Here is a 21549-nt window from a genome sequence, read left to right on the forward strand (position 1 = left end):
GCTTGGTCAATCGCTCTTGCATCCAGTGACGAGTTCGACACGGTGGTGATGACTGAAGAAATTCAGTTGGCTTTGAGCGCTGCCCGGCCAGTTTTGAATGCTGGCGACAAAGTGGGGGCCCGGATGGCGTTCATCAGTGCTTACGAGCGTTTGGTCGTGAAAGCTCGTACCGAAGCCAAGCCAATCCAATGGCGCGTATCTGTGGGCTTTGATCCAAACCGTCGAATCGAGGCTGTTAACGCCGCTGTTCAAATGCAGCGAGTTTCGCAAGAGCGAGGCTGCCTGCTCTTGGCTGACCTGACGCATGAACCCATCACCGAGGATGGGCGCGCCGTTGCTGGATTGCTGACAGGCACTCCTTGTCAGCCTTCTGAAAAAGTCCGCGCCAAGCTTGATGAAATACGCCTCGACTTAGCATTGAAGCGTCAACAGAAAGCTGATGCCCGAGAGGCTGAGCGCTGTAGGGTTCTGGCCGAACTTGACCTTCGTAGAACCAATTTGATCAGCCAGTCGGCTGCCATCCAATCCAAGGAGGCCGCCCGTGGCCGATGACGTCGATTTTGCAGACGAACGTATTGAAAAAGAACTGGCCTCAGCCCTTGCCGCCCGGGTGGTGTATGCCGGCGAAAGCGCTCATGAGTGCGAGTGCGGCGAGGAAATCTCAGAAGGGCGCCGTCTGGCTGTTCCGGGGGTTCAGAGCTGCATTACCTGCGCTGAGCAGGCTGCCCTGAAGGTGAGGGGTGTTCGTCGTGGCTGAGGTTGCCCTTATCCGTACCGCCCAAGGCCTCGTGCCCGCCACTGAAGCTGATCGCGAGCTGACTCAGAAGTGGAAGCTGGGCCAAGTCATACACGGCAAATTCACCAAAATGCGCAACGCCAAATTTCATGGCAAGTTCTTTTCCATGCTGGATCTGGCTTGGGAGTATTGGGAGCCGGTTGGCGGCTTGATTCCTCGGCAAGAGCTCCGCGGGATTCAAGGGTTGGCCAAGTTCTTTGAGGCGCAGAGTGGTAAGCCTGGGCAACTGTCGGAAGCGGTGGCTGCGTACATCTCAGGCCTTGAGTCCTCGCGCGCAGATCGTTTTCCGGCGGTGGACAAAAGCCGTGAAGCATTTCGCGAGTGGGTGACGATCGAGGCGGGACACTTCCACCTGGTGCATACACCTGAAGGTATCCGCAAAGAGGCCAAGTCAATCAGTTGGTCGAGTATGGATGATCTGGCGTTTGAGCCGCTGTATCGCGACGTTTTCAATGCCTGTTGGCGGCTGGTGTTGTCGGCGCACTTCGAAGCGGAGCAGGACGCCTTGAGTGCTGCTGATCAGATCGGGAGCTATGCATGAGTCTCGCAGTCAAGCAGCCTCGTCCAAAGATGTGTAAGAACCCGGCATGCGGTATTAGCTTCCAGCCGCAGCGCTTGGGGCAGGCAGTTTGCAGTCCGGCCTGTGCGTTGGCCATCAAGGACGTGAATCAGCAGAAGGCCCGCAAGTCGCTGGCTCAGGTCGAGCGCATAGAGATCAAGGTCCGCAAGGAGAAGCTCAAGAGCCGAGCTGAACACCTGCGCGAGGCTCAGGCCGCAGTGAACGAGTATGTGCGCCTGCGTGACGCGCACCTGCCGTGCATCAGTTGCGACTCGACGCCGAACGACAATGACCTAATGACTGGCAGCCGCTGGGATGCCGGGCATTACCGATCCGTGGGCGCCTGCCCCGAACTGCGGTTTGAGCCTCTGAACATCCACCGGCAGTGCGTTAGATGTAATCGCAACCTGTCGGGTAATGCAGTTGAATACCGTATCCGCCTGTTGCACCGCATCGGTATCGACAAGGTGGAGTGGCTGGAAGGGCCACATTCGGCCCGCAAGTACACCGTAGATGAGATCAAGGTCATTAAGGCCGAATACCGAGCAAAGACCAGAGAATTGAAGAGGGCGGCATGACCTATCGCAACGTGGTGTCAGCAGTGGTTCGAGCGCTGGCCTCGGAAACAATCAACTCCGCAGGTGGCTGTGACTTTGAGCCGAAGGTGCAATGCGCAAAGCAGAAAGGGGAAATCGCCGGAAAAGAGGCGGCGTTTCTCACTGACTGCTGGGTGTTCGGTCGACTGCACAAGGCGCTGGCTCCGGCGCACTGGCGGGCGCTGGTGGCGAAGTTCTCGACCCACTCCGAGCGCAAGCATGCAGCCATTGCCGAATTGACGCGGGTGATGCGATCACCGGCTCCGGAGCGGTTCCTGCACTGCGCAGTGGTGACGTGGGCGCTGCCCAGGCTGCCGGGTGCGGATGGCAAGCGGTCTACTAACGTCCTGCCTGCTGGCTGGTATGAGATGGACAACTGGTCGAATGAGTCGCATCCGATCAAAACCCAAGAGCGGTGGAGGCGTGAAATTCGCAAGGCTCTGGAGCGCGAGGTTGATGAGGCTTTGGTATCCGCCCAAGCATTGTTGGATGCTGAGGGGCTCATTGGCACACAGGCTGCTTGACGGTGAGTGAGCCAATGAGCCATTATTCACACATCCTGTCATTCCTGCGTGTGTAGGAGTGAGCCGAAAAAGCCTCGCCAGAGAAATCTGCCGGGGCTTAGTCGTCTTCGGCCTAGGAGGATTTATGCCAAGAGCACAACGTCGACACGACACATCACGCGTCAAGGCTCGCTTCTACAGAAAGCAGCGACTTCATGCCTGTTGGGCGACTAACCAGCGCAATGCCGGGCTATTCGCCAACCACGGCAAGGTCTGCTCCTGTTGGATGTGCGGCAATCCGCGCAAGCAGGGTGATCTAACCATGCAGGAGAAGCGCGCAAACCTGCATAGCTTTGACTGATGCAGCCCGGCCCTCGCAAGGGTTTTATTACTAGCAATTTCTCAAGCCTCGCCAGCGTGCGGGGCTTTTCTATTTTTGGGGTATCCCCGAACTTTTTAGTCATGCCCCATGGAGTCAAGCGCATGGAGTTCTTTCACCGCTTGCTCGACAAGCTCGACTGGGCAGTAGCTGGGCTTCTCGGATCTGTAGCCGCCGCATGGTGGCACCGAGACGATTTAATCAACCGCAAGGCTTGGGCGGTGTTCATCTTTTCGGGTGCGGTCTGTGCTCATTACCTGACGGGCCTGGTCAGTGCGTACTTCGGTATCGATGAGCCTCGCAGCGTCGCCGGTGTCGGCTTCCTGCTGGGCACCTTCGGTGGATCGCTGATTGCTGCGATTACCCGAGCTATCAAAGCCGCTGATCTGTGGGCGCTCATCCGCCAACGGTTCGGGGGAGGTGGTCCATGATCCTCGAATACATCAATGCCTACTCCGCTGGCGTCATTGCGCTGTGGGCGACCTGGTGCATTTTGAGCGGTAAGGTTCGCGACGGGGTACTGGGCAAGATCATTTACGCGGTGATTGCCCTGAGCGGCTACGCGATCCTGGCTCGCAGCGAGCAAATATTCTTCTCGCACACTGTTGCCGGAACCACATTGTATGTGTCGCTGGCACTGGCGGGCGCCCGGCATTGGTTCATGGTCACGTACTGGCCACAGACCAAAGCATGGCTTTGCCGCACCCTGAACTGTGAGCATTGCTTGCGGTGTGACAAGGCTCCTGGTGGCGTCGATCGCCGGAGCAAGTAATCTGTGCCACGCATTAAGAATGCTCAAAAACGTGGCGCTGATCATTTGGATTAAATGCCGATGAATTTTGTTACGTGTGGGTCAGGAAAGTCGTACTCAGTGTTGGCAGTAGCGATAGAACCCCACAGATGTTGAATCGTGCTTGCATTTTTCAGGCTGGTCAGCACAGGCACCGTTGCGAACCCCATAGAGTCCAACGTCAAGGTGCGGTGCCTCCCGTCACTGAATTCAACTGTGCCGTTAAAATTCACGTGTAGCATTGGAATATAAAGCGTCCCTGTCGTTGAAAGTGTTTGGTAATTCGCGGCTAGACGTTTTGGCCTGCTCTCATTTGCGTGAAATTGATCCATCGCGACTTTCACCGCTGCTTTGGCATCCAGAATCAAAATCACTGGTACGTCATTGCTTGAAAAATGCAGAACAGTAGCGGTAGGCGGCCAACTATTGTGAGCCAGGCAGATCATCTTAGGCATCGCTTTGAAATTCCTTTTTAGAGTTCAAGGAATAGATGATGGCATATTGAGATTGTTTCAAGTGGTGACGCTTAATGTTTAGACCAAGTCCTCCATCATCACTGCTAACGAAGTCCGAGATATCTGCCTTCTATGCCCGCCTTATCCCCGCCCCCGAGGTGTGGGAATGGCTCCAAGCCGAGATCCTTGCCGACACCGGCAGCATCCACAACGAAGACCATGCCCATCTACTGGATGCAGACATCCGTGTGATGTGGGCGTCGTCGAGCTTCGAGAAGCAGGGAAGGACAGTACTTGGCCAGGCTGAACAAGTAGCGTTCCGCGCGGGTGGTTGGCAGAAAGCCCGGATGGAACAACAGATGCGTGATTGGTTCGGTGAGGTGCCGGGCTTCATCATTACCCTGGCTGCTGACTACTGCGCCCAGTGCAGCGACCTTGAGTTCTGCGCCCTGATCGAACACGAGCTTTATCACTTGGCTCATGCGACCGACAAGTACGGTCAACCAGCATTCACCCAAGACGGTGCACCGAAGATCAAGCTGCAGGGCCACGACGTCGAGGAATTCGTCGGCGTGGTCCGCCGCTACGGTGCAAGCCCTGACGTTCAAGCGTTGGTGGATGCTGCAAACAGTCCTGCTGAGGTGGGGAAATTGAACATTGCGAGGGCCTGCGGAACCTGTCTGCTCAGATCGGCCTGAAATTTGACAGGCATTAGACGGAATCCAATTTATGGCAAACCTGAATAGTGAGGTGAAAGGCTTCATCGTTCAGGCCTTGGCGTGCTTTGACACCCCTTCTCAGGTGGTGGAGCAGGTCAAACAAGAATTCGGCATCGAGATTTCTCGTCAGTTGTGCGAATCGCATGACGCAACCAAGCGGGCGAGCAAGACCCTTGCAGCCAAATGGGTGACGTTATTCCACGACACCCGCAAGCGGTTCCGCGAAGAGACCGCTGAGATTCCGATCGCCAACCGCGCCTACCGGCTTCGTGGCCTGGGGAGAATGGCTGAAAAGGCCGAGAGCATGCGCAACCTGGCGCTGACCGCTCAGTTGTACGAGCAGGCCGCCAAAGAGGTGGGCGACGTTTACGTGAATCGCCGCCTCGAACCTGAGAAACCTCTGGGCTCCCAAGCGGACCAGCAGCACGCCGTTGCTGAGTACACCTTGGAGCCTGATGAGAATGTCCCCGCTACCCCGTACCTTTGACCCGCCAGTGAAACTGACGCCCAAGCAGGCGAACATTTACTGCTGGGGCTTCCAACCTGAGGCCCGCTTCCGCGATGCGGTGTGTGGTCGCCGGTTCGGCAAGACATTCCTGGGCAAGGCCGAGATGCGCCGTGCCGCTCGCCTTGCTGCGGAGTGGGGCGTGAGTGTTGAGGACGAGATCTGGTATGGCGCGCCTACGTTCAAACAGGCCAAGCGGGTGTTCTGGCGGCGCCTGAAGCAGGCCATTCCCGAAGCATGGCGCGCTCACCGTCCGAACGAGACGGAATGCTCGATCACGCTCAAGTCCGGCCACGTCATGCGCGTGGTAGGGCTCGACAACTACGACAACCTACGCGGCTCCGGTCTGTTCTTCGTCCTGGTGGATGAATGGGCGGACTGCCCGTGGGCAGCATGGGAAGAAGTGCTGCGGCCGATGCTCTCGACCTGTCAGTACACGATTCCAGGTATCGGGGTGCGAAAGGGCGGCCATGCGCTGCGGATTGGTACACCGAAAGGCTTCAACCACTGTTACGACACCTACCTGGACGGCAAGCCGGGTGGCGAACCCGATCACAAGAGCTGGCAGTACACGTCATTGCAAGGCGGCAACGTTCCTCCTGAAGAGCTTGACGCTGCCCGCCGCAAGATGGACCCACGAACGTTCCGGCAAGAGTACGAAGCCGGCTTCGAGAACTACGCGGGCGTCGTTTACTACACATTCAATCGTGTCGACTGTCGCACCAGCGAACGAATCAAGCCGGGCGAGGCGCTGCACATCGGCATGGACTTCAACGTCATGAAGATGGCATCCGTGGTCTATGTCGTGCGGGACGACCTGCCGCTGGCCCTGGATGAATTCCACGGGGTACGCGACACGCCGGAGATGATCGAGAAGATCCAGACTCGTTTCCCTGGGCACTCGGTGGCGGTCTATCCCGACGCCAGTGGGCAGAACACCAGCAGCAAAAACGCTAGCGAGTCCGACCTTTCGCTACTGAAGAAGGCCGGGTTCACAGTGGTCGTTGACTCAACAAATCCAGGTGTGAAGGACCGCGTCAACTCAGTGAACGCCATGTTCCTGAACACCTACGGTGAGCGCCGACTGAAGGTCAACATTGATCAGTGCCCACAGCTGATGTTGTGTCTTGAACGTCAGACCTACACCGACAAGGGTGAGCCGGACAAAGACCCGAAGAAGGGTCATGACCACATGAACGACGCCGCCGGCTACTTCATTGCCAAGCGCTACCCGATCAAAACACGCACAGGCGGAACACGCCGAATTGGAGGCTTGGCCTGATGCCAGTGCAATCGACAAACCCCGACTACAACGCGCACATTGCTGAGTGGGAAATGATGGACGACGCGCTCGAGGGGGAGTGCGCCGTGAAGCGCAACGAGCGCAATCTGCCAAAGCCGAGCGGTATGGTTGAGGCTGAAAAGCTGGATGGCGTGGGTAACAAGTACCTGTATGAGAACTACACGAACCGGGCTCAGTACGAGCATTGGGTACGTGACTCGTTGCGTTCGATGATGGGTCTGGTCTCGCGGCTTATACCTGAGATCGAACTACCTGCCGGCCTGAAGGGATTGGAGGACAACGCCACAGCCGACGGCTTCGGCCTGAAACAGCTTTTCTTCCGCATGGTGCGCCAGGCTATTTCCCATGGCCGGGTGCCGCTGGTGGCGAACATCGATGACCGTGGCGAGCCGTATTTCTCGACCTACGCCACGCGCAACGCCATCAATTGGGACACCGCTGATCAAGGCGGTCGGCAGGACCTAGTCCTCTCGGTGTTTCGCGAGTTCCGAAAGAAGGGCGGCGATCGCTACAGTCATGACTGCATCACGGTTTTCCGTGAGTTCTTTATGCTGGGCGAGGTCTGCTACACGGCCGTGCGCAACGAGGCTGGCGAGCTGATCGACGACGAACGCCCGCTGGGCACCACCGGTACCGACAACCGTCTCGTCAAAGGCCTGGCCTATTTGCCTGTCATCTACTGCGGCTCGACCGACAATTCACCGGACGTAGACGAGGTGCCGCTGCTGACCATGGCGCGGGCCGCGCTGAAGTCCTATCAGATCAGCGCTGACTATTTCAGCTCTCTGCATCAGACCAGTCATCCGCAGCCGTGGGTGTCGGGTTTGGATGAGGCGGTGGAGTTGAGCGTAACCGGTCCTTCCGCTGCCTGGGATCTTGGGCCGAACGGTAAGGCTGAATACTTGGAGTTCAAGGGCACCGGCATTGAAGCCAACCGCAAAGCCATGGATGACCAGAAGAACGCCGCGCTTGAGGCAGGAGCCAAGGTCATGGATGTGGCCGGCACCGAGTCGGGAGAGGCGCGCAAGACGCGTCAGAACGACCAGCACGCCACACTGCACAGCATCGTCATCACGGTGGCCGAGGCGGTGGAGCAGGGCCTGCGATACGCCGCCGAGTGGAAGGGCTACGACCCCAAGCAGGTCAAGTTCAAGGTGAACCCTGAGTTCGTGACCCCGGTGGTCGACGCCCAGGTGCTCGCCGAACTGCTCAAGGGCGTGATGGCTGGCACGCTCAGCGCCGACACCTACTGGCAGTACCTCACCACCGGCAAGCTGCCGGACCGCCCATACGAAGAAGAGGCCGACCTGATCAGCGATGAGCGCGAGTCGGTCGGCATCAACCTGGACAACGACGATGCCAACGACAAGCCTGGCGCAGGCGGACAGCCAACTGCTGGAGCAGACGACCCGTCACTCGGTAATGCTGGAGCGGCTTAAGGCCGGCGAGGTCAAAAAGTTTGAGAAGTACCTGCGCCAGATCGACAAGCTGGTGCGTGAGCAACTCACCCGCAAGGAACTGACCACCTACAGCCGGGACCGCCTTGAGCAGTTCCTGGCCCGGGTGGACGGCAAGCTGTTGGAGATCTACAAGGCCTACGGCGAGCTGGTGCAGGCCGACCTGGTCGATATCGCGCTGTACGAGTCGAGCTTTGAGGCCAAAAGTCTGAGTAATGCACTCTCCATCGATGCGGTGGTGCCGACCAACACGCTGATCCGTGCGGCGGTGTTCTCCTATCCGCTTCAGGTAAAGGGCATCGACGGCGGGAAGCTGCTGAAGAGCTTCGTCAGCGGCTGGACGCGGACCGAGACGATGCGCGTCACGAACACCATCCGGCTCGGCTTCGGCCAGGGCCAGACCAACGCCCAGATCATCCAGGCGATTCGCGGTACCGCGGCGCAGAACTTCACGGACGGCGTCCTGGCGGTGAGCAACCGCAATGCTGCCGCCGTGGTGCAGGCGGCAATCCAGCACGTAGCCACCACGGCACGAATGGAGACGCTGAAGGCCAACAGTGACGTGGTGCTGGGATATCGCTGGGTGTCGACGCTCGACCGCAAGACCTCGCAGCAGTGCAAGGGCCTGGATGGGATGCGTTTCGACCTCGGCAAAGGCCCGCTGCCGCCGGCGCACATCAACTGCCGGTCAACTACGGTGCCTACCACCAGGCTTTCGGAGATGTTCGCCAAGGACGCCACGCGCGCCTCGGTGGGCGATAACGGCGGGGTCCAGGTCGACGCCGGCCTCAACTATTACGAGTGGCTGGCAACGCAGCCGGCGAGCTTCCAGGATCATGCCCTCGGTCCGGTCCGGGGCAAGTTGTTCCGCGATGGAGGGCTGACGCCGGAGAAGTTCGCGAAGCTGCAGCTCGACAAGTCGTTCAAGCCGCTGACCCTGGCGCAGCTTAAGGAAGCCGAACCTGACATGTTCACCCGAGCAGGCGTTACACTCGGCGCTCAACCAGGTTGAGATAGCGCATGCAGATCATCGTTGAGGACGGGAAGGGCAGGCCAGACGCGAATAGCTTCGTACCGCTGGAGAAGCTGACCTTCTACCGCGACTACTACGGGTTCCGGATACCTGAAGCAGAGGCTGACCAGGTCGAACTGCTGTTGCGCGCCGCAGCCGACATCAACGGTCGCCAGTGGAAAGGGCGCAAAGCCAATCCTGAACAGGCAATGGCCTGGCCCCGGCGTGACTGCAAGATCGAATACCAGACGTTGTCCGAGACGTTCGTGCCCTTTGAACTTGAATGGGGCCAGGTGCGGCTGGCGGTCGAGATGTACGCCTCCGAGAAGGGGTTCCAGATCAAGGAGCCGACGCACTGCACTGAGCCGAATGGCCGGCGCACGCGGCTCAACCGCGATACGCCAGGCCTGCGCATGCGTCCGCCGCCATATGCCCCGAGCAGGACGCAGTTCGCCGATTACTTGGTGATGAGAGGCCTGTCGGTTGTTAGTCATTCGTCTTTTGGCTAAAGTTTGATCCCCTTACATGGAGGTTTCTAAATGGCTCTCACCGTTTCCCAGCTAATCGCAAGATTGAGCAATCAGCCGCAAGATGCGCTTGTCATCATGAAAAGTTCTGACCGAGATGGATACGAGCGCGTTACCGGCGTGGGAATTAAAGAAGTAGTCCGTGGTTACAGGGACAAAAACAACGATGCTCAGACAAATTTCATCGAAGCAGGAAGCGAACTTGCGCCTGCTGGAGCAGGGCATCACCTAGTGGTCCTGCTTAAAGATTAATTCTGCGCTCGACGCGCCCAATTTCTGAATTAAAGCTTTTTTATAAAAACCTCGGCTCAGCCGGGGTTTTTTTATGCCTGGAGATCAACATGACTGACCACGCGATCGAGCAAGAAATCCAAGCCAGGGGCTTGACCGCGCCGCGCATCACGCCGGCGGACTTGCAAGCCAATATCAAGGAGTGCCACTACTTTACCGCTCAGAATGGCGTGCAGTACGCGGACCCGTTTGCAGCGCAATACACGGACAAGTCTCTTGATCTGCTGACTTTCTGTGTACTCGTGCTGAAGAACGGCTTCACCGTCACGGGCGAGAGTGCATGCGCCAGCCCTGAAAACTTCGACGCCGAGGTGGGTCGCAAAATCGCCCGCCAGAATGCCGAGAAAAAAATCTGGCCCCTGATGGGTTACGCGCTCAAACAGCAGCTTCACGACGCCAAATAACCGAGCGTCGAATTACAAGCCGCCCAATGGGCGGTTTTTTATTGCCTGCTGATTAGGTCGGCAGCCCAAAAATCCCGAGGGGATACCCATGTTCAAGCTGAAACAACTCTTTCTGGATGCTGCTGGCGAAGGCGGCGAAGGCGGCGGCGGTCCTGCAATCACCCCTGAGATTCAGGCGCTCATTGACCAACAAGTCGCCGGACTCAAGTCCAAAAACAGCGAGCTGCTTGCTTCGCTCCGGACCACCAAAACAGAACTGGACGGCTTCAAAACCCAGTTCGAAGGCCTGGACATCAACGCGGTGAAGGCTTTGCTCACCAAGGTCGGCCAGGACGAGGAAACCCGCCTGCTGGCCGAAGGCAAGCTCGACGAAGTCATCACCAAGCGCACCGAGCGCCTGCGCACCGACTACGACACGAAGCTGGCTGCCGAGAAGACCCGTGCCGACAAGGCCGAGGCCTTCGCTGCGAAGTACAGCGACAAGGTGCTGGCCGATTCAATTCGCGCTGCCGCCATCAAGGCCGGCGCGCTCCCTGAGGCTGCCGAGGACATCATCCTGCGCGCCCGGGGCACTTTCAAACTCAGTGAAGACGGCGAGGCGATTGCCACCGACCGTGACGGCGAGGTCGTTTACGGGAAGGACGGGAAGACCCCGCTGTCGCCGCTCGAATGGGCGGAATCTCTGCGTGAAACAGCAACGCACCTGTGGCCAAGGGCTCAGGGCGCCGGGCAGACCGGCGACAACGGTGGCAAGGCCACGAAAAAGTGGGGCGAGTACACGGAAACCGAGCGCGCTGCGATCGCCCGTGACAACCCCGAGCTCTTCAAGAAAATCCAGGCCACCAAAGGAACCTAATCCATGGCAACTACCCAACTGACCGACATCTTCGTCGGCGACTACTACGCCTCGCTGGCGCCGGTTAACAGCCCGGAAAAGACCGCTGTGTACGAGTCGGGCATTGTGACCCGTTCTCCTGTGCTGGATGCGATCGCTTCCGGCAGCCAGGGCACCGCCGAGATCAGCTACTGGCAGGATCTGAACGCTGATGAAGCCCCGAACATCAGCAACGATGACCCGAACGACCAGGGCGAGGTCGGAAAGGTCGAGCAGGACAGCATGCGAGCGCGTGTTCTGTACCTCAACAAAGGCTACGGCGTAACCGATCTGACTGCGGAACTGGCCAACACCGAACCACAGCAGCAGATCCGCAACCGTTTCGGCACCTACTGGACCCGCCAGTGGCAGCGCTACACCCTGGGCGCGGCTCGCGGCATCATCGCCTCGAACATCGCCAACAACGGCGGTGACATGGTCATCGACGCGGGTGCGACCATCAGTGCGAACGCCTTCCAGGATGCCGCCTTCACCGCCGGCGATGCTGCTGACCAGTTCGGCGCGATCGGCGTGCACTCGGTGGTGATGAACCAGATGGTCAAGCAAGACCTCATCGAGTACCTGCGTGACTCCGACGGCAAGATCATTCTGGCCACCTATCTGGGTAAGCCGGTGTTCATGGACGATGCTCTGGTGTATGGCGCGGGCAAGTACCTGTCCGTGTTCTTCGGCCAGGGCGCGTTCGGTTACGGCGAAGGCACGCCCAAGGTTCCGGTAGAACTGGAGCGTAAGCCTGGCGGCGGTAACGGCGGCGGTGCCGAAGTGCTGTGGGAGCGGAAGACTTACATCCTCCAGCCTGCCGGCTTCAGCTGGAAGGGCTCTGAGGCTCAGAACCTCAGCCCGACCTCGACTCAGTACGCAGCTGCTGCGAACTGGCAGCGCGTGTTCAGCCGCAAGCAGGTTCCGTTCGCCGCTGTGATCAGCGGTACCACCACGCCGTAATTCGGCCCACACAACCTGGCGCCCGTATGGCGCCGGGATGCTTTTGAGGTGACTTATGAAAGTGATCTACACGGACAAGCCTGGCAAAGAGCGCGGCGTGTGCTACCGCCTGCTGAGCGAGTTTTTCGGCGTCATCGGCTCCGCGACCGAGGTGGTCGTTGATGGCGATGCACCGGATATCTTCGATGCTTACCAGGCTGCCGGCATCAAGGTTTCCGACGGCAAGGAGCGGGAAGCCCCTGAAACCGACCCTCTCAAAATGAAGGTCCCCGAGCTAAAAGAGTGGCTGACCGCCAAGCAGATCGCCTTCGACCCGACCGCCAAGAAAGAAGACCTGCAGGCCCTGGTGCCTGCGGAATAAGGACAAGCATATGACCGATTTCATCACTGTTGCCGATGTTGACGCCCAGCTCGGTCCTGACTGGGCCGGCACCGGTGATCCGGTCCTTGCTGTGACGATGGCAAACGCCTGGCTCACGACCAAAATTAAGCGGGCTGTTCCCGATACTGTCCCGGCCGAGATCAAAACAGCCGGCGCCCAGGTCGCCAAAGAGGCGGCTGCGGGCAAGCTGTACACGTCCACGCAGAAGGAAGTGCAGAGCAAGACGGTATCGGCCCAGTCCGGCACGTCTGTGAGCAAGACCTACGTGGCTGGCTCTACCGATCAATCGGCGAGCGTGAGCTTCGCCTTGGCCCTGCTGGAGCCGTGGAGAAAGCGCACTGGCGTTCTGATGCTGAAAAGAGTTTGATTCTAGGACTTCAGTTACGCCATTTCTGGTTTAGCGCATCAGCGAACCACTGCTCGGCATCATATAAGGATCCCATCCTGCTCCTGAAATCCAGATAGTGGCCTTGCCCGTTTTGTTTGAGCCAAGTGACGAATTCACTGAAGGATGGATGCCATCCTACTGGCTGATCCTGTGTTCCTGCCCATTCCCGCGCAAGGGTGGGGATAGCCGCTTTGCATTCCGGTCTTTTCATCATCAAATCCTTTGTTAGTTATCGAGAGTATTGCATATGGGCATGCGCGAAGAGATCCAGGCCGAGCTGGCCGAATCCCTTGACGATCCCGAAGGGCTAGCCGACGCGGTTACAGCAGTGACCGGTATTCGCAAGATTGCGGGCGAGTATGACCCTGACCTGGGCGGTGAAATGCCGGAGACCACAGTCATGTACGCCGGACGCGGTGTTCTGGGCAGCTACCTGTCCAAGGAGATCGACGGCTCCCTCATCCAGACCACCGACAAGAAGCTGCTCGTGCTGCAAAACGAGCTATTCGTGTCAGAGGGCGGTGTGCCGACGGCGTTACCGGCAGTCCCTGCTATTGGCGATATCGTCAACGGCCTGCGTGTTATGAATGTGTCCGCTGATCCGGCAGATGCCACCTGGACAGCTCAGTTGAGGAAGTGACATGGCGAACCGCTACGCCGGTATGACCGGCAGCTTCTCAGCTCAGGTTCAGGCTTTTGCAGACCATGCCAAAGAGGCAATTGATGCAACGTTGCGCGACATCATTATCAATGTCGGGACCAGCGTCATCACGATGTCTCCAGTCGGACAGCCTGAAATATGGCAGATCAACAAAATCAGCCATGAGTACAACAAGGCTGTCACTGAGCATAACGACAACCTCAGAAAGAACCCTCAAAACTTCGATAAGCGAGGTTATTTGAAGCGTGGACTCAAGCTTAGCGACGGCATGGGGATTCGCGCTCCAGAGGGCTATGTGGGCGGACGTTTCCGAAACAACTGGATGTTTAGTATTGGTGCGCCTGACAACTCGACAACCGAAGAGGTTGATGCGTCGGGCTCGGGCTCAATGGCGCGCATCGTAAATGGCGCAATTGAGTTCAAGGCGGGCGAAACCGCCTACATAACAAATTCGCTGCCCTACGCAATTCCGTTGGAATATGGACATAGTTCTCAGGTGCCGCCGTCCGGAATGGTCCGGGTCACAGTTACCAAATTCCAGCAGACCGTGCTGGAGGCCATCAGGAACAATCAGGTATGAAATTCGAAGAAGTGCCGGTCCGTCCGGTGATGCGTTATACGCTTTGTGAGTGCGGCGGCAGGCTCGCCAGAGCCGAAAACACTACCGCATTGCTGTCTTTCCCTGCGCAGTACCTGCATCAGTGTGGCATCTGCGGTCGACAGCAAAGCTTGTGTGGCGTATCGCCTGCACTTGCGTACGAGGTGGTCTGATGTCACACGCAATCATCGCCTCGATCTACGAGGCAAAGCTCATCGCCTGGAACGCTGCCCGGGCGCAGAAGCTGAAGATCGTCTTTGAAAACACGGTATATACACCGGCGGCGGGAGAAACCTACCTTCGCGCGTTCACGATCCCGGGCGATACCGCGAGTAATACCCTTGGCGGTGATCACCGGCTGTACATCGGCGTATTTCAAGTAAGCATCATTGCCCCGGCGGGAACCGGTAAGACCGAAACCAATCCACTCGTGTCTGAGCTGACGAGCTTATTTGCGCTCTATGCCAGAAGCACGAAGGACGAAGTTACGGTGATCACCATGTCGCCTGTAGATCCGGGCCCAGGCATCACGGGCGATTCCGTTTACACGGTTCCCGTTTCGTTTTCGTATCGCGCCGACACCAACTAATCCCGCCCATTGGGCAAACCCCAACCCGCCTTGAGCGGGTTTTGTCATTTCTGAGAGAGGTAAAAGCCATGGGCTACAAACTCCCCAACGGCGGTACGTTCCAGCATGCCGCCACTTATGCCGCGGCACTGGCGTTCACTGCGATCAGCAACGCTACTGAAGCCGTGGCCACGGTCGCAGGCGCCGATCTGGAGGTGGGCGATATCGTGCTGGTTGAGTCCGGCTGGAGCACCCTCAATGGGCGTGTTGTACGTGTTAAGGCCGCAACAGCTGTGTCGATCACTCTTGAGGATATCGATACCTCGGATACGCAAAGCTTCCCCGCAGGCTCGGGCGGCGGAACCCTGAAGAAGATCGAAACGTGGGTGCAGATTCCGCAAGTCACTGACGTGGCGTTTTCCGGCGGCGAGCAGCAGTACACGGACGTGGTTTTTCTGGAAGACAAACAAGGTCGTCAAGTGCCAACCGACAAGTCGGCAGCCAGCATGGCATTGACCATTGCCGATGACCCGGGCAAGCCATTCGTGAAAGTACTGGAGGCCGCTGACGCAGGTCGTAAGGTGGAAGCTGCGCGCCTGAACCTGCCCGGCAATGACACCATTTTCTACGGTGCCTATACCTCCTTTTCCAAGCAGCCAACGGTCTCGCGCAACAACGTGCTGACCCGCACCGTTAACCTGGCTTTGCAGGCCGAACCGACCCGTTATCTGGTGTAAGGAGCACTCATGGCCAAGTTCAAAATTCAGCAAAACCCCACGTTCAAGGTCACCGTTGAAATCCCTCGCGTTGGCGCTGAGCCCGACAAGGTACCTTTCGAGTTCAAGTATCGAGACCGCAAGGCCTTGGCTGCATTGTTCCTGTCGTGGCAGGAGGCTTTCAAGGCGGATGAGGTGCGCTTCAAGGAAATGGGCGCCGAGCTGACCATTGTTGCTCTGACGCAAGCCAATATCGAGCACCAGGTGAGCCAGGTCGAAGCCTTGGTTGTTGGCTGGGGCTATGACGTCAAGCTCAGCCAGGAATCCATTCGGGCGCTGATGGAAACGTCAGCGGGCGCTGGGGATGCAATCGTTAAAGCCTATCAGGGTGCATTCGAGGCAGCACGCCTGGGAAACTGATCGAGGTCGGTCGCGCACTGTACGAACCTTCGGCGTCATCCGAGCAGCTCAGTCTGTTCGGTCTGACCTCGACAGACTACGACGACACCGTCGAAGTCTGGCCAGATAACTGGCAGGCATTCCGGCTTTTTGAAGCCCTGTCGACGCAATGGCGTACCGGCGCGTGCGGGGCTACCGGCCTTGATTATTCGGCGATCTACGCCACCGCCAGCCTCTCGGGCTTTACCAAGAAACACACGATCAAACTCTTCCCTGACCTTCGGGTTTTGGAAGCCGAAGCCATGCTCGTCATGTCTGAGCAAATGAACAAAGGATGACGGCATGAGTGGTGAGATTGCGAGCCTTGGGATTGCCGTCCAGACCGGCGATGTCACCAAGGCCAGTACAGAGCTTGAAAAACTCGTTCAAGCAGGCGAAAAAGCCGAAAAAGCAGCAGAAGGCATCAGCGAGGGTTTCGGCAAGGCCTCGGCGGCGGCTTCTGGTTTGTCGGGCGCTGAAACCAAGCTGGCTGAAACCACGGAGGATGCCAAGGCTCGCCTGCTTGCAATGGCCAAGGCCTCTCTGGACTCAAGCGAGTATTTGAAGAGCCTGGCTTCCAGCGTGAACACCAGTACCGCCGCCATGGATGCGGCTCGGGCCACAACCACCGATTTTGCGGCGCTCAATCGACGACTTAAGGCGGATGCCGATGCTCTGGTCGGGACTGTTGAGCAACAAGCCCAATCCACTCGCCAGGCAGCGGCAGCTACCGGCGTGCAGGCCGATGGTTTGGCTAAGCTGCTGGGTCAGATCAACCCGGCTGTTGCGGCACTGGCGCGCCTCGATGAGCAGCAGGCCAAGCTGGAGCAATATCGCAAGACCGGGTTGATCGATGCGGAAACCTTCAAGGACTATTCGGCCCGTATTGATTCCACGCGCAAGAGCTTGAGCGGTTTTGACGATGGTCTGTCGAAAACGGGCATCAGTGCCAGGCAAACCGAACAAGCGCTGCGCCAACTGCCTGCGCAATTCACTGACATCTTCACCAGTCTGGCTGGGGGGCAGAACCCGCTGATGGTGCTGATTCAGCAGGGCGGTCAGATCAAAGACTCGTTCGGCGGGGTTGATAACACCCTAACGGTATTGAGGGACAAGTTCCGATCTCTGTTCTCGGGTGGAGAGGGTGTTGCTGACTTAGGGGCTTCGCTGGCTGGCGCAGCGGCAAACTCCCAAGACTTGGCAGAAAGCGCAGGCGAGGCGGGCGACAGCCTTTCCGATCTGGCAGAAAGCTCGAACACCGCCGCCGAAGCGGCTGAAAATGCCCAGCGCGCGGTAGGTGCGATTCGGCCGGCGGTCAGCGGTGCATCACTTAGCATTATGGGCATGGCTGCTGCGGTAATTGCCGCCGCGGCAGGGCTTGGGGTTTTGATTTACGGCTACAACAAGGGTAGTCAGGAGGCTGACGAGTACAGCAAGTCGCTGATCCTGACCGGTAATTATGCAGGCACTACTGCTGGACGACTTGCCGAGCTAGCTTTGCAGGTGAGCGCGGTCAACGGGACTACCTCCGAGGCTGCCAGCACACTCGCCAAACTTGCTGGGAGTGGCGTTATTGCGGGTGAAAGCTTCAGAACTATTGCTGATGCAGCGGCCGCAATGGAGGACGCGACCGGGAGATCGGTCGATGCAACGATTGCCGAGTTTGTAAAAATTGCCAAAGACCCGGTCGCAGCTGCTAAAGAGCTCAATGACCAGTACCACTTCCTAACAGCTTCTGTTTACTCCCAAATTGTGGCGCTGAAGGAGCAGGGTGATCAAATTGGTGCGGCCAAACTGCTGACCGATACCTACGCCGATACGGTCAATTTTCGGTCTAGCCAGATAACCGAAAACCTTGGCTACATAGAGCGCGCCTGGAAGGGCATCACTGATGAGGCAAAGAAGTCACTTGATGCGATTAACAACATCGGTCGACAGACCGCTCCCTCACAAAGGATTACAGAACTAACGCAGCAGGTTGCCTATGGGCGCAGCGCAGTAAAGGCGGATCCTGATGACACGGATGCTGCTAAGAAACTCGCGTTTGCTGAGAAAGAACTCGCGACCCTTACCAAGGTACGCGATACCCAGGACAAAGAGGCGAAAGAGCAGGCGCTAGCCCAAGCTATTCAGGATAAAGCGCTTAACTCTCAAATCGCTTTCGATGTTAGAGAAAAGTCATTTCGTACAAACAAGCAAAAACGTGATGATGAGCTTAAAAAGCTGGACCAGGAACTCGCCTCTTTCCGTGCCGCTGACCCTAACGATCCACGACTGGAACAGTCGCGTGTGGATCAGCAGATCTCCAATATCAATACACGCTACAAAGACCCGAAAGTCCCAAAAGGAGCGGTCGGCGCCGTAGACCTGACGGAGTTCAACGCCTCTCAAAACGCTATCAAAACAATCCTCGCCGAGTACACCAACGCCCAAAAGGAGTTGGATGCACTGCAAAAGGCTGGCTTGGTTTCGCAGGAAGAGTACGGCTGGAAGCGCGCAGGCCTGATCGGCAATGAGAAAGACGAAATCACCGCGGCGTATGAGGCCGAGATAGCAGCGCTTGAGTCGGCCAAGACCAGAAAGACCACTTCAGCCGCGCAAGCGGTCGAACTGGACAAGAAGATCGCCGATGCTCGCACCGATATGGTTAAGGCCCAGCAGGACGCCGACAGCCAGTTAAAAGTATTGGCAATCAATCAAGAGGGGCGCCTTAAAAAGCAAACCTTGGCGATCAATAACTACACCGATGCGCTGAGTCGGCAGAATCAAGCGTTGCAGCAGGCGGGGCAGCGGGCCGCGCTCGGCGTTGGTCAGGGTGACCGTCAAAAAGCCCTCAACGGTGAGCTGAATGGCATTGCTGACCAAGCCAACCAGCAGCGCCTGGATCTGGCCCGGGACAAAGCCGACGCCGCGCGCAACATGAGTGCGGACGAGTACAACCAGAAGCTCGCAGCCATCAATAAAAGCGAATCCGACCTTGCGCAGACCACGCTCAGCAATTATGAGCAGATGTCGGCCGCTCAAAGTGATTGGCGCAATGGGGCAACTGCCGCTTTCCAGAACTACATGAATAGCACCCGGGATGTGGCAGGGCAAACCAAAAGCCTGTTCAGCAACGCGTTCAGCTCGATGGAAGATTCAGTCGTCAACTTCGCCATGACCGGGAAGCTTTCGTTCGCGGACTTCACCAAGTCGATTTTGGCGGACATGGCGCGCATTGCATCACGGCAGGCAGCTTCAGGGATTCTCAGCTCTCTGGTAGGGGTTGGCGTCTCGGCGGCTGGCGCATATTTCGGTGGTGGTACTGCATCCGCAGGATCTACGCAGGGCGGATACAGTCCTGAAATCATGGACGGTTGGTCAGGTATCCAGCAGGCCAAAGGCGGTGCTTGGGATGCGGGCGTACAGATGTTTGCTGATGGCGGCGCCTTCACTAACTCCATCGTTAGCAAACCGACCGCGTTCGGTATGACCAACGGCAAAACCGGGGTCATGGGTGAAGCAGGCGAAGAGGCCATCATGCCGCTGACTCGTACCGCTAGCGGCAAGCTGGGCGTAATGGCGGTTGGTGGCGGTGGAGGGACCTCCCTGAGCTTGAGCATGCCTTTGATGGTGATGACCGACGAAGAGTCAGGCCGCCCGGAAGGGGCTGAACTCGACACCGAAGCTTTTCAGCGAAACATGCAAGACCGGATGCGTGTCGTTGCCAGAGAGGAAATCGCCAAGTCGTGGCGCCAAGGCGGGGTCAGCAGCCGAAACGTAAAAGGATGATTTATGGCAATCGAAACATTCACCTGGCAAACCGAAAAGGGCGAAGGCGAGATCAAACAGCGCGTGCGCACCAAGCAATTCGGCGACGGCTACGCGCAGACGACTACGGACGGGATCAACAACAAATCCCAGTCCTGGCCGTTTATGCACACCGGCCCCAAGGACAGAATCAAGGCCATTATGGCGTTTCTGGATCGGCACCAAGGGGCGAAAGCCTTCCTCTGGATGCCGCCACTGGGCGAGCTGGGTCTTTACAAGTGCAACGGTTACAAGCCTTCACCCCGTGGCGGGCTGACCTACTCCCTGTCGGCCACCTTCGAGCAAGTGTTTCACCCCTAAGGTAATCCTCACATGGCATTAATCACGGACATCCAGAAACTGGAACCCGGCGGCGAAATTCGCCTGTTCGAAATCGACGGGACTGAATACGGCGCGGATTACCTGCGCTTTCATGGGCATGCCATTCCACATACCCCGGATGAGTTGCTGGCCTATCAAGGCTCTGACGAAGAGCTGCCCGCCAAGTCGATCTTCTGGCAGGGCAACGAATACGCTCCGTGGCCCGTGAACATCGAGGGCATTGGTTCTGACAGCGACGGCACAGCTACTCGGCCAACGTTCATAGCAGGCAACATCAACGGCCGGGTGACGGCGCTGTGCCTGGCTTTTGAAGACCTGCTCAAGTTCAAGCTCACTGTACGCGAGACATTGGCGCAGTACCTGGATGCCGAGAACTTCCCCGAAGGCAATCCCACGGCCGACCCGACGCAAGAAGCACTGGAAATCTGGTTTATCGACCAGAAAACCGGTGAAGACGGCGAGCAGGTGCAATGGGAGTTGTCCTCGCCGGGTGAAATCGACAACCACGGCTTGCCCGGCCGGCAGATGACGACATTCTGCCACTGGGCTATGACCGGCGGCTATCGCGGCCCGAACTGTGGCTACACCGGCAGACTGATGTTCGACGACGAGGACGTCCCAACAGACTATCCCAGTAAGGACATCTGCAAAGGTTGCCTGTCGTCCTGCAAGTTGCGCTTCGGCGAAAACGAAGAGCTTCCTCACGGTGGATTCCCCGCTGTATCTCTGATAGCCCGGAGCTGATCATGCGCAAACACATACTGAGTGCAATTACTGCGCACGCGGCTGCTGAGTACCCCAAAGAAAGCTGCGGCCTGCTGCTGGCAATTGGGCGCAAGCAGCAGTACTTCCCGTGCCGGAACATTGCCAGCGAGCCAAACGAAGAGTTTCGACTCGATCCGCAGGATTACGCTGCGGCTGATGACTTGGGGGAAGTGATTGGCATTGTTCACTCCCACCCGGACGCTACCAGTCGCCCGTCTCCGCGCGATCTGGCCATGTGCGAGGCCACGGCCTTGCCTTGGCACATCCTGAGCTGGCCCGAGGCGGATCTGCGCAGCATTGCCCCGACAGGCAGCACGCCGCTGCTGAATCGCCCATTCGTGCACGGCGCCTGGGACTGCTGGCAAGTCTGTGCGGATTGGTACAAGCGCGAATGGGGGCTGGAGTTCAAGGCTTTCAAGCGCGAGGACGGCTGGTGGGAGAGTGCAGGCAACAGCAGTCTGTATGAGGCCAACTATGAGGCGGCGGGCTTTGTGCGGGTAGACCAGCCACAGCGCGGCGACTTGATCGTTATGGCGGTTGGGCGAACTGCTCACCCGAATCATGCGGGGATTTATCTGGGCACCGATCCGTCGTTACCTGGTGAAGAGTCGGGCACTTTCGGCCCCGGACCGTTCCTCCTGCACCACCTGTACGGCAGGCCATCCGAGATCATAGTTTTCGGCGGCCCCTGGCACGACCGAGCGCGCCTGATCCTCAGGCACAAAGACGCAAAACAACCAACATGACGCGGCAGGGCCGCTGGAGCTAG

General features: G+C 58.1%; 31 protein-coding genes. 30 read left to right on the plus strand and 1 reads right to left on the minus strand.

The window, feature by feature from the left end; all coding sequences use genetic code 11:
• The 7 genes from ACP7A4_RS21880 to ACP7A4_RS21910 all read left to right on the plus strand — a co-directional run.
• A partial coding sequence (locus ACP7A4_RS21880) for a hypothetical protein (RefSeq protein WP_426248268.1) occupies nucleotides 1-552 on the plus strand: 552 nt, incomplete at its 5' end.
• Nucleotides 542-757, plus strand: a complete 216-nt coding sequence (locus tag ACP7A4_RS21885; protein ID WP_426248269.1) for a TraR/DksA C4-type zinc finger protein — start codon at nucleotides 542-544, stop codon at nucleotides 755-757. The genes ACP7A4_RS21880 and ACP7A4_RS21885, both read left to right, overlap by 11 nt.
• Nucleotides 750-1337 carry a DUF1367 family protein gene (locus tag ACP7A4_RS21890; RefSeq protein WP_426248270.1) on the plus strand — a complete coding sequence of 196 codons (588 nt, stop codon included), beginning with the start codon at nucleotides 750-752 and terminating at the stop codon, nucleotides 1335-1337. The genes ACP7A4_RS21885 and ACP7A4_RS21890 overlap by 8 nt, the downstream gene beginning before the upstream one ends.
• Complete coding sequence (locus ACP7A4_RS21895; RefSeq protein ID WP_426248271.1) at nucleotides 1334-1933, plus strand: recombination protein NinG; 600 nt, start codon at nucleotides 1334-1336, stop codon at nucleotides 1931-1933. Before ACP7A4_RS21890 ends, ACP7A4_RS21895 begins: the two co-directional genes overlap by 4 nt.
• The gene (locus ACP7A4_RS21900; RefSeq protein ID WP_426248272.1) at nucleotides 1930-2475 is read left to right on the plus strand and encodes a hypothetical protein; all 546 of its coding nucleotides are present in this window, start codon (nucleotides 1930-1932) and stop codon (nucleotides 2473-2475) included. The genes ACP7A4_RS21895 and ACP7A4_RS21900 overlap by 4 nt, the downstream gene beginning before the upstream one ends.
• A 462-nt stretch (nucleotides 2476-2937) precedes the next feature.
• A complete protein-coding gene (locus ACP7A4_RS21905; RefSeq protein ID WP_426248274.1) occupies nucleotides 2938-3264 on the plus strand; it encodes an MFS transporter in 327 nt (108 codons plus the stop codon).
• Nucleotides 3261-3605 carry a hypothetical protein gene (locus ACP7A4_RS21910; RefSeq protein WP_426248275.1) on the plus strand — a complete coding sequence of 115 codons (345 nt, stop codon included), beginning with the start codon at nucleotides 3261-3263 and terminating at the stop codon, nucleotides 3603-3605. Before ACP7A4_RS21905 ends, ACP7A4_RS21910 begins: the two co-directional genes overlap by 4 nt.
• 50 nt (nucleotides 3606-3655) lie before the next feature.
• On the opposite strand, the gene ACP7A4_RS21915 is transcribed toward ACP7A4_RS21910, so the two are convergent.
• Entirely contained in the window at nucleotides 3656-4078 is a 423-nt protein-coding gene (locus ACP7A4_RS21915; protein WP_203307127.1) for a hypothetical protein, read from the minus strand.
• A gap of 74 nt (nucleotides 4079-4152) precedes the next feature.
• On the opposite strand from ACP7A4_RS21915, the gene ACP7A4_RS21920 reads away from it, so the two are divergent.
• The 23 genes from ACP7A4_RS21920 to ACP7A4_RS22030 all read left to right on the plus strand — a co-directional run bounded on the left by ACP7A4_RS21920 (nucleotide 4153) and on the right by ACP7A4_RS22030 (nucleotide 21526).
• On the plus strand, nucleotides 4153-4776 hold the full coding sequence (locus ACP7A4_RS21920) for a putative metallopeptidase (RefSeq protein WP_426248276.1): 624 nt from the start codon (nucleotides 4153-4155) through the stop codon (nucleotides 4774-4776).
• A gap of 31 nt (nucleotides 4777-4807) precedes the next feature.
• Nucleotides 4808-5284: a DUF2280 domain-containing protein gene (locus ACP7A4_RS21925; protein WP_426248277.1), complete on the plus strand. Its 477-nt coding sequence runs from the start codon at nucleotides 4808-4810 to the stop codon at nucleotides 5282-5284.
• Nucleotides 5285-5291: 7 nt separating this feature from the next.
• The gene (locus tag ACP7A4_RS21930) at nucleotides 5292-6584 is read left to right on the plus strand and encodes a terminase (protein ID WP_426248278.1); all 1293 of its coding nucleotides are present in this window, start codon (nucleotides 5292-5294) and stop codon (nucleotides 6582-6584) included.
• A complete protein-coding gene (locus tag ACP7A4_RS21935) occupies nucleotides 6584-8044 on the plus strand; it encodes a DUF4055 domain-containing protein (protein ID WP_426248280.1) in 1461 nt (486 codons plus the stop codon). The genes ACP7A4_RS21930 and ACP7A4_RS21935 overlap by 1 nt, the downstream gene beginning before the upstream one ends.
• Nucleotides 7962-9074 carry a minor capsid protein gene (locus tag ACP7A4_RS21940; protein WP_426248282.1) on the plus strand — a complete coding sequence of 371 codons (1113 nt, stop codon included), beginning with the start codon at nucleotides 7962-7964 and terminating at the stop codon, nucleotides 9072-9074. The genes ACP7A4_RS21935 and ACP7A4_RS21940 overlap by 83 nt, the downstream gene beginning before the upstream one ends.
• 8 nt (nucleotides 9075-9082) lie before the next feature.
• Nucleotides 9083-9583: a DnaT-like ssDNA-binding protein gene (locus tag ACP7A4_RS21945; RefSeq protein WP_426248283.1), complete on the plus strand. Its 501-nt coding sequence runs from the start codon at nucleotides 9083-9085 to the stop codon at nucleotides 9581-9583.
• Between the two features lie 30 nt (nucleotides 9584-9613).
• Nucleotides 9614-9853, plus strand: a complete 240-nt coding sequence (locus ACP7A4_RS21950; protein WP_426248285.1) for a hypothetical protein — start codon at nucleotides 9614-9616, stop codon at nucleotides 9851-9853.
• An 89-nt stretch (nucleotides 9854-9942) separates the two neighbouring features.
• On the plus strand, nucleotides 9943-10296 hold the full coding sequence (locus ACP7A4_RS21955; protein WP_426248286.1) for a Gp49 family protein: 354 nt from the start codon (nucleotides 9943-9945) through the stop codon (nucleotides 10294-10296).
• Between the two features lie 88 nt (nucleotides 10297-10384).
• On the plus strand, nucleotides 10385-11152 hold the full coding sequence (locus ACP7A4_RS21960; protein WP_426248288.1) for a hypothetical protein: 768 nt from the start codon (nucleotides 10385-10387) through the stop codon (nucleotides 11150-11152).
• 3 nt (nucleotides 11153-11155) lie between these two features.
• A complete protein-coding gene (locus ACP7A4_RS21965; protein WP_426248289.1) occupies nucleotides 11156-12133 on the plus strand; it encodes a major capsid protein in 978 nt (325 codons plus the stop codon).
• Nucleotides 12134-12188: 55 nt separating this feature from the next.
• A complete protein-coding gene (locus tag ACP7A4_RS21970; protein ID WP_426248290.1) occupies nucleotides 12189-12494 on the plus strand; it encodes a HeH/LEM domain-containing protein in 306 nt (101 codons plus the stop codon).
• A 10-nt stretch (nucleotides 12495-12504) separates the two neighbouring features.
• A complete protein-coding gene (locus ACP7A4_RS21975; RefSeq protein WP_426248291.1) occupies nucleotides 12505-12882 on the plus strand; it encodes a hypothetical protein in 378 nt (125 codons plus the stop codon).
• Nucleotides 12883-13150: 268 nt separating this feature from the next.
• On the plus strand, nucleotides 13151-13543 hold the full coding sequence (locus ACP7A4_RS21980; RefSeq protein WP_426248292.1) for a hypothetical protein: 393 nt from the start codon (nucleotides 13151-13153) through the stop codon (nucleotides 13541-13543).
• Nucleotide 13544: 1 nt separating this feature from the next.
• Nucleotides 13545-14144, plus strand: a complete 600-nt coding sequence (locus tag ACP7A4_RS21985; RefSeq protein ID WP_426248293.1) for a hypothetical protein — start codon at nucleotides 13545-13547, stop codon at nucleotides 14142-14144.
• Nucleotides 14141-14335 (plus strand): hypothetical protein, encoded by a 195-nt coding sequence (locus ACP7A4_RS21990; protein WP_426248295.1) that lies wholly within the window; start codon nucleotides 14141-14143, stop codon nucleotides 14333-14335. The genes ACP7A4_RS21985 and ACP7A4_RS21990 overlap by 4 nt, the downstream gene beginning before the upstream one ends.
• Nucleotides 14335-14751 (plus strand): phage tail terminator-like protein, encoded by a 417-nt coding sequence (locus tag ACP7A4_RS21995; RefSeq protein ID WP_426248296.1) that lies wholly within the window; start codon nucleotides 14335-14337, stop codon nucleotides 14749-14751. Before ACP7A4_RS21990 ends, ACP7A4_RS21995 begins: the two co-directional genes overlap by 1 nt.
• A gap of 68 nt (nucleotides 14752-14819) precedes the next feature.
• A complete protein-coding gene (locus tag ACP7A4_RS22000; RefSeq protein WP_426248297.1) occupies nucleotides 14820-15467 on the plus strand; it encodes a phage tail protein in 648 nt (215 codons plus the stop codon).
• A gap of 9 nt (nucleotides 15468-15476) precedes the next feature.
• Nucleotides 15477-15866, plus strand: coding sequence for a phage tail assembly chaperone (locus ACP7A4_RS22005; RefSeq protein ID WP_426248299.1), 390 nt, complete (start codon nucleotides 15477-15479; stop codon nucleotides 15864-15866).
• Nucleotides 15867-15928: 62 nt separating this feature from the next.
• Nucleotides 15929-16183: a DUF1799 domain-containing protein gene (locus tag ACP7A4_RS22010; protein ID WP_420893573.1), complete on the plus strand. Its 255-nt coding sequence runs from the start codon at nucleotides 15929-15931 to the stop codon at nucleotides 16181-16183.
• Nucleotides 16184-16187: 4 nt separating this feature from the next.
• Nucleotides 16188-19655: a phage tail tape measure protein gene (locus ACP7A4_RS22015; RefSeq protein ID WP_426248300.1), complete on the plus strand. Its 3468-nt coding sequence runs from the start codon at nucleotides 16188-16190 to the stop codon at nucleotides 19653-19655.
• A gap of 3 nt (nucleotides 19656-19658) precedes the next feature.
• On the plus strand, nucleotides 19659-19994 hold the full coding sequence (locus tag ACP7A4_RS22020) for a phage tail protein (RefSeq protein WP_426248302.1): 336 nt from the start codon (nucleotides 19659-19661) through the stop codon (nucleotides 19992-19994).
• A 12-nt stretch (nucleotides 19995-20006) separates the two neighbouring features.
• A complete protein-coding gene (locus ACP7A4_RS22025) occupies nucleotides 20007-20759 on the plus strand; it encodes a phage minor tail protein L (protein ID WP_426248304.1) in 753 nt (250 codons plus the stop codon).
• A gap of 2 nt (nucleotides 20760-20761) precedes the next feature.
• Complete coding sequence (locus tag ACP7A4_RS22030) at nucleotides 20762-21526, plus strand: C40 family peptidase (protein ID WP_426248305.1); 765 nt, start codon at nucleotides 20762-20764, stop codon at nucleotides 21524-21526.
• Nucleotides 21527-21549: the final 23 nt, after the last annotated feature.

The sequence above is a fragment of the Pseudomonas sp. TWR3-1-1 genome (assembly GCF_049896545.1).
Taxonomy (GTDB): Bacteria; Pseudomonadota; Gammaproteobacteria; order Pseudomonadales; family Pseudomonadaceae; genus Aquipseudomonas; species Aquipseudomonas weihenstephanensis.

Coding starts and splice junctions, on each gene's coding strand:
- ACP7A4_RS21895 (WP_426248271.1), top strand. CDS start 1,334: ATGAGTCTCGCAGTCAAGCAGCCTCGTCCAAAGATGTGTAAGAACCCG.
- ACP7A4_RS21900 (WP_426248272.1), top strand. CDS start 1,930: ATGACCTATCGCAACGTGGTGTCAGCAGTGGTTCGAGCGCTGGCCTCG.
- ACP7A4_RS21905 (WP_426248274.1), top strand. CDS start 2,938: ATGGAGTTCTTTCACCGCTTGCTCGACAAGCTCGACTGGGCAGTAGCT.
- ACP7A4_RS21910 (WP_426248275.1), top strand. CDS start 3,261: ATGATCCTCGAATACATCAATGCCTACTCCGCTGGCGTCATTGCGCTG.
- ACP7A4_RS21915 (WP_203307127.1), bottom strand. CDS start 4,078: ATGCCTAAGATGATCTGCCTGGCTCACAATAGTTGGCCGCCTACCGCT.
- ACP7A4_RS21920 (WP_426248276.1), top strand. CDS start 4,153: ATGTTTAGACCAAGTCCTCCATCATCACTGCTAACGAAGTCCGAGATA.
- ACP7A4_RS21925 (WP_426248277.1), top strand. CDS start 4,808: ATGGCAAACCTGAATAGTGAGGTGAAAGGCTTCATCGTTCAGGCCTTG.
- ACP7A4_RS21935 (WP_426248280.1), top strand. CDS start 6,584: ATGCCAGTGCAATCGACAAACCCCGACTACAACGCGCACATTGCTGAG.
- ACP7A4_RS21940 (WP_426248282.1), top strand. CDS start 7,962: ATGCCAACGACAAGCCTGGCGCAGGCGGACAGCCAACTGCTGGAGCAG.
- ACP7A4_RS21945 (WP_426248283.1), top strand. CDS start 9,083: ATGCAGATCATCGTTGAGGACGGGAAGGGCAGGCCAGACGCGAATAGC.
- ACP7A4_RS21950 (WP_426248285.1), top strand. CDS start 9,614: ATGGCTCTCACCGTTTCCCAGCTAATCGCAAGATTGAGCAATCAGCCG.
- ACP7A4_RS21955 (WP_426248286.1), top strand. CDS start 9,943: ATGACTGACCACGCGATCGAGCAAGAAATCCAAGCCAGGGGCTTGACC.
- ACP7A4_RS21960 (WP_426248288.1), top strand. CDS start 10,385: ATGTTCAAGCTGAAACAACTCTTTCTGGATGCTGCTGGCGAAGGCGGC.
- ACP7A4_RS21965 (WP_426248289.1), top strand. CDS start 11,156: ATGGCAACTACCCAACTGACCGACATCTTCGTCGGCGACTACTACGCC.
- ACP7A4_RS21970 (WP_426248290.1), top strand. CDS start 12,189: ATGAAAGTGATCTACACGGACAAGCCTGGCAAAGAGCGCGGCGTGTGC.
- ACP7A4_RS21975 (WP_426248291.1), top strand. CDS start 12,505: ATGACCGATTTCATCACTGTTGCCGATGTTGACGCCCAGCTCGGTCCT.
- ACP7A4_RS21980 (WP_426248292.1), top strand. CDS start 13,151: ATGGGCATGCGCGAAGAGATCCAGGCCGAGCTGGCCGAATCCCTTGAC.
- ACP7A4_RS21985 (WP_426248293.1), top strand. CDS start 13,545: ATGGCGAACCGCTACGCCGGTATGACCGGCAGCTTCTCAGCTCAGGTT.
- ACP7A4_RS21990 (WP_426248295.1), top strand. CDS start 14,141: ATGAAATTCGAAGAAGTGCCGGTCCGTCCGGTGATGCGTTATACGCTT.
- ACP7A4_RS21995 (WP_426248296.1), top strand. CDS start 14,335: ATGTCACACGCAATCATCGCCTCGATCTACGAGGCAAAGCTCATCGCC.
- ACP7A4_RS22000 (WP_426248297.1), top strand. CDS start 14,820: ATGGGCTACAAACTCCCCAACGGCGGTACGTTCCAGCATGCCGCCACT.
- ACP7A4_RS22005 (WP_426248299.1), top strand. CDS start 15,477: ATGGCCAAGTTCAAAATTCAGCAAAACCCCACGTTCAAGGTCACCGTT.
- ACP7A4_RS22015 (WP_426248300.1), top strand. CDS start 16,188: ATGAGTGGTGAGATTGCGAGCCTTGGGATTGCCGTCCAGACCGGCGAT.
- ACP7A4_RS22020 (WP_426248302.1), top strand. CDS start 19,659: ATGGCAATCGAAACATTCACCTGGCAAACCGAAAAGGGCGAAGGCGAG.
- ACP7A4_RS22025 (WP_426248304.1), top strand. CDS start 20,007: ATGGCATTAATCACGGACATCCAGAAACTGGAACCCGGCGGCGAAATT.
- ACP7A4_RS22030 (WP_426248305.1), top strand. CDS start 20,762: ATGCGCAAACACATACTGAGTGCAATTACTGCGCACGCGGCTGCTGAG.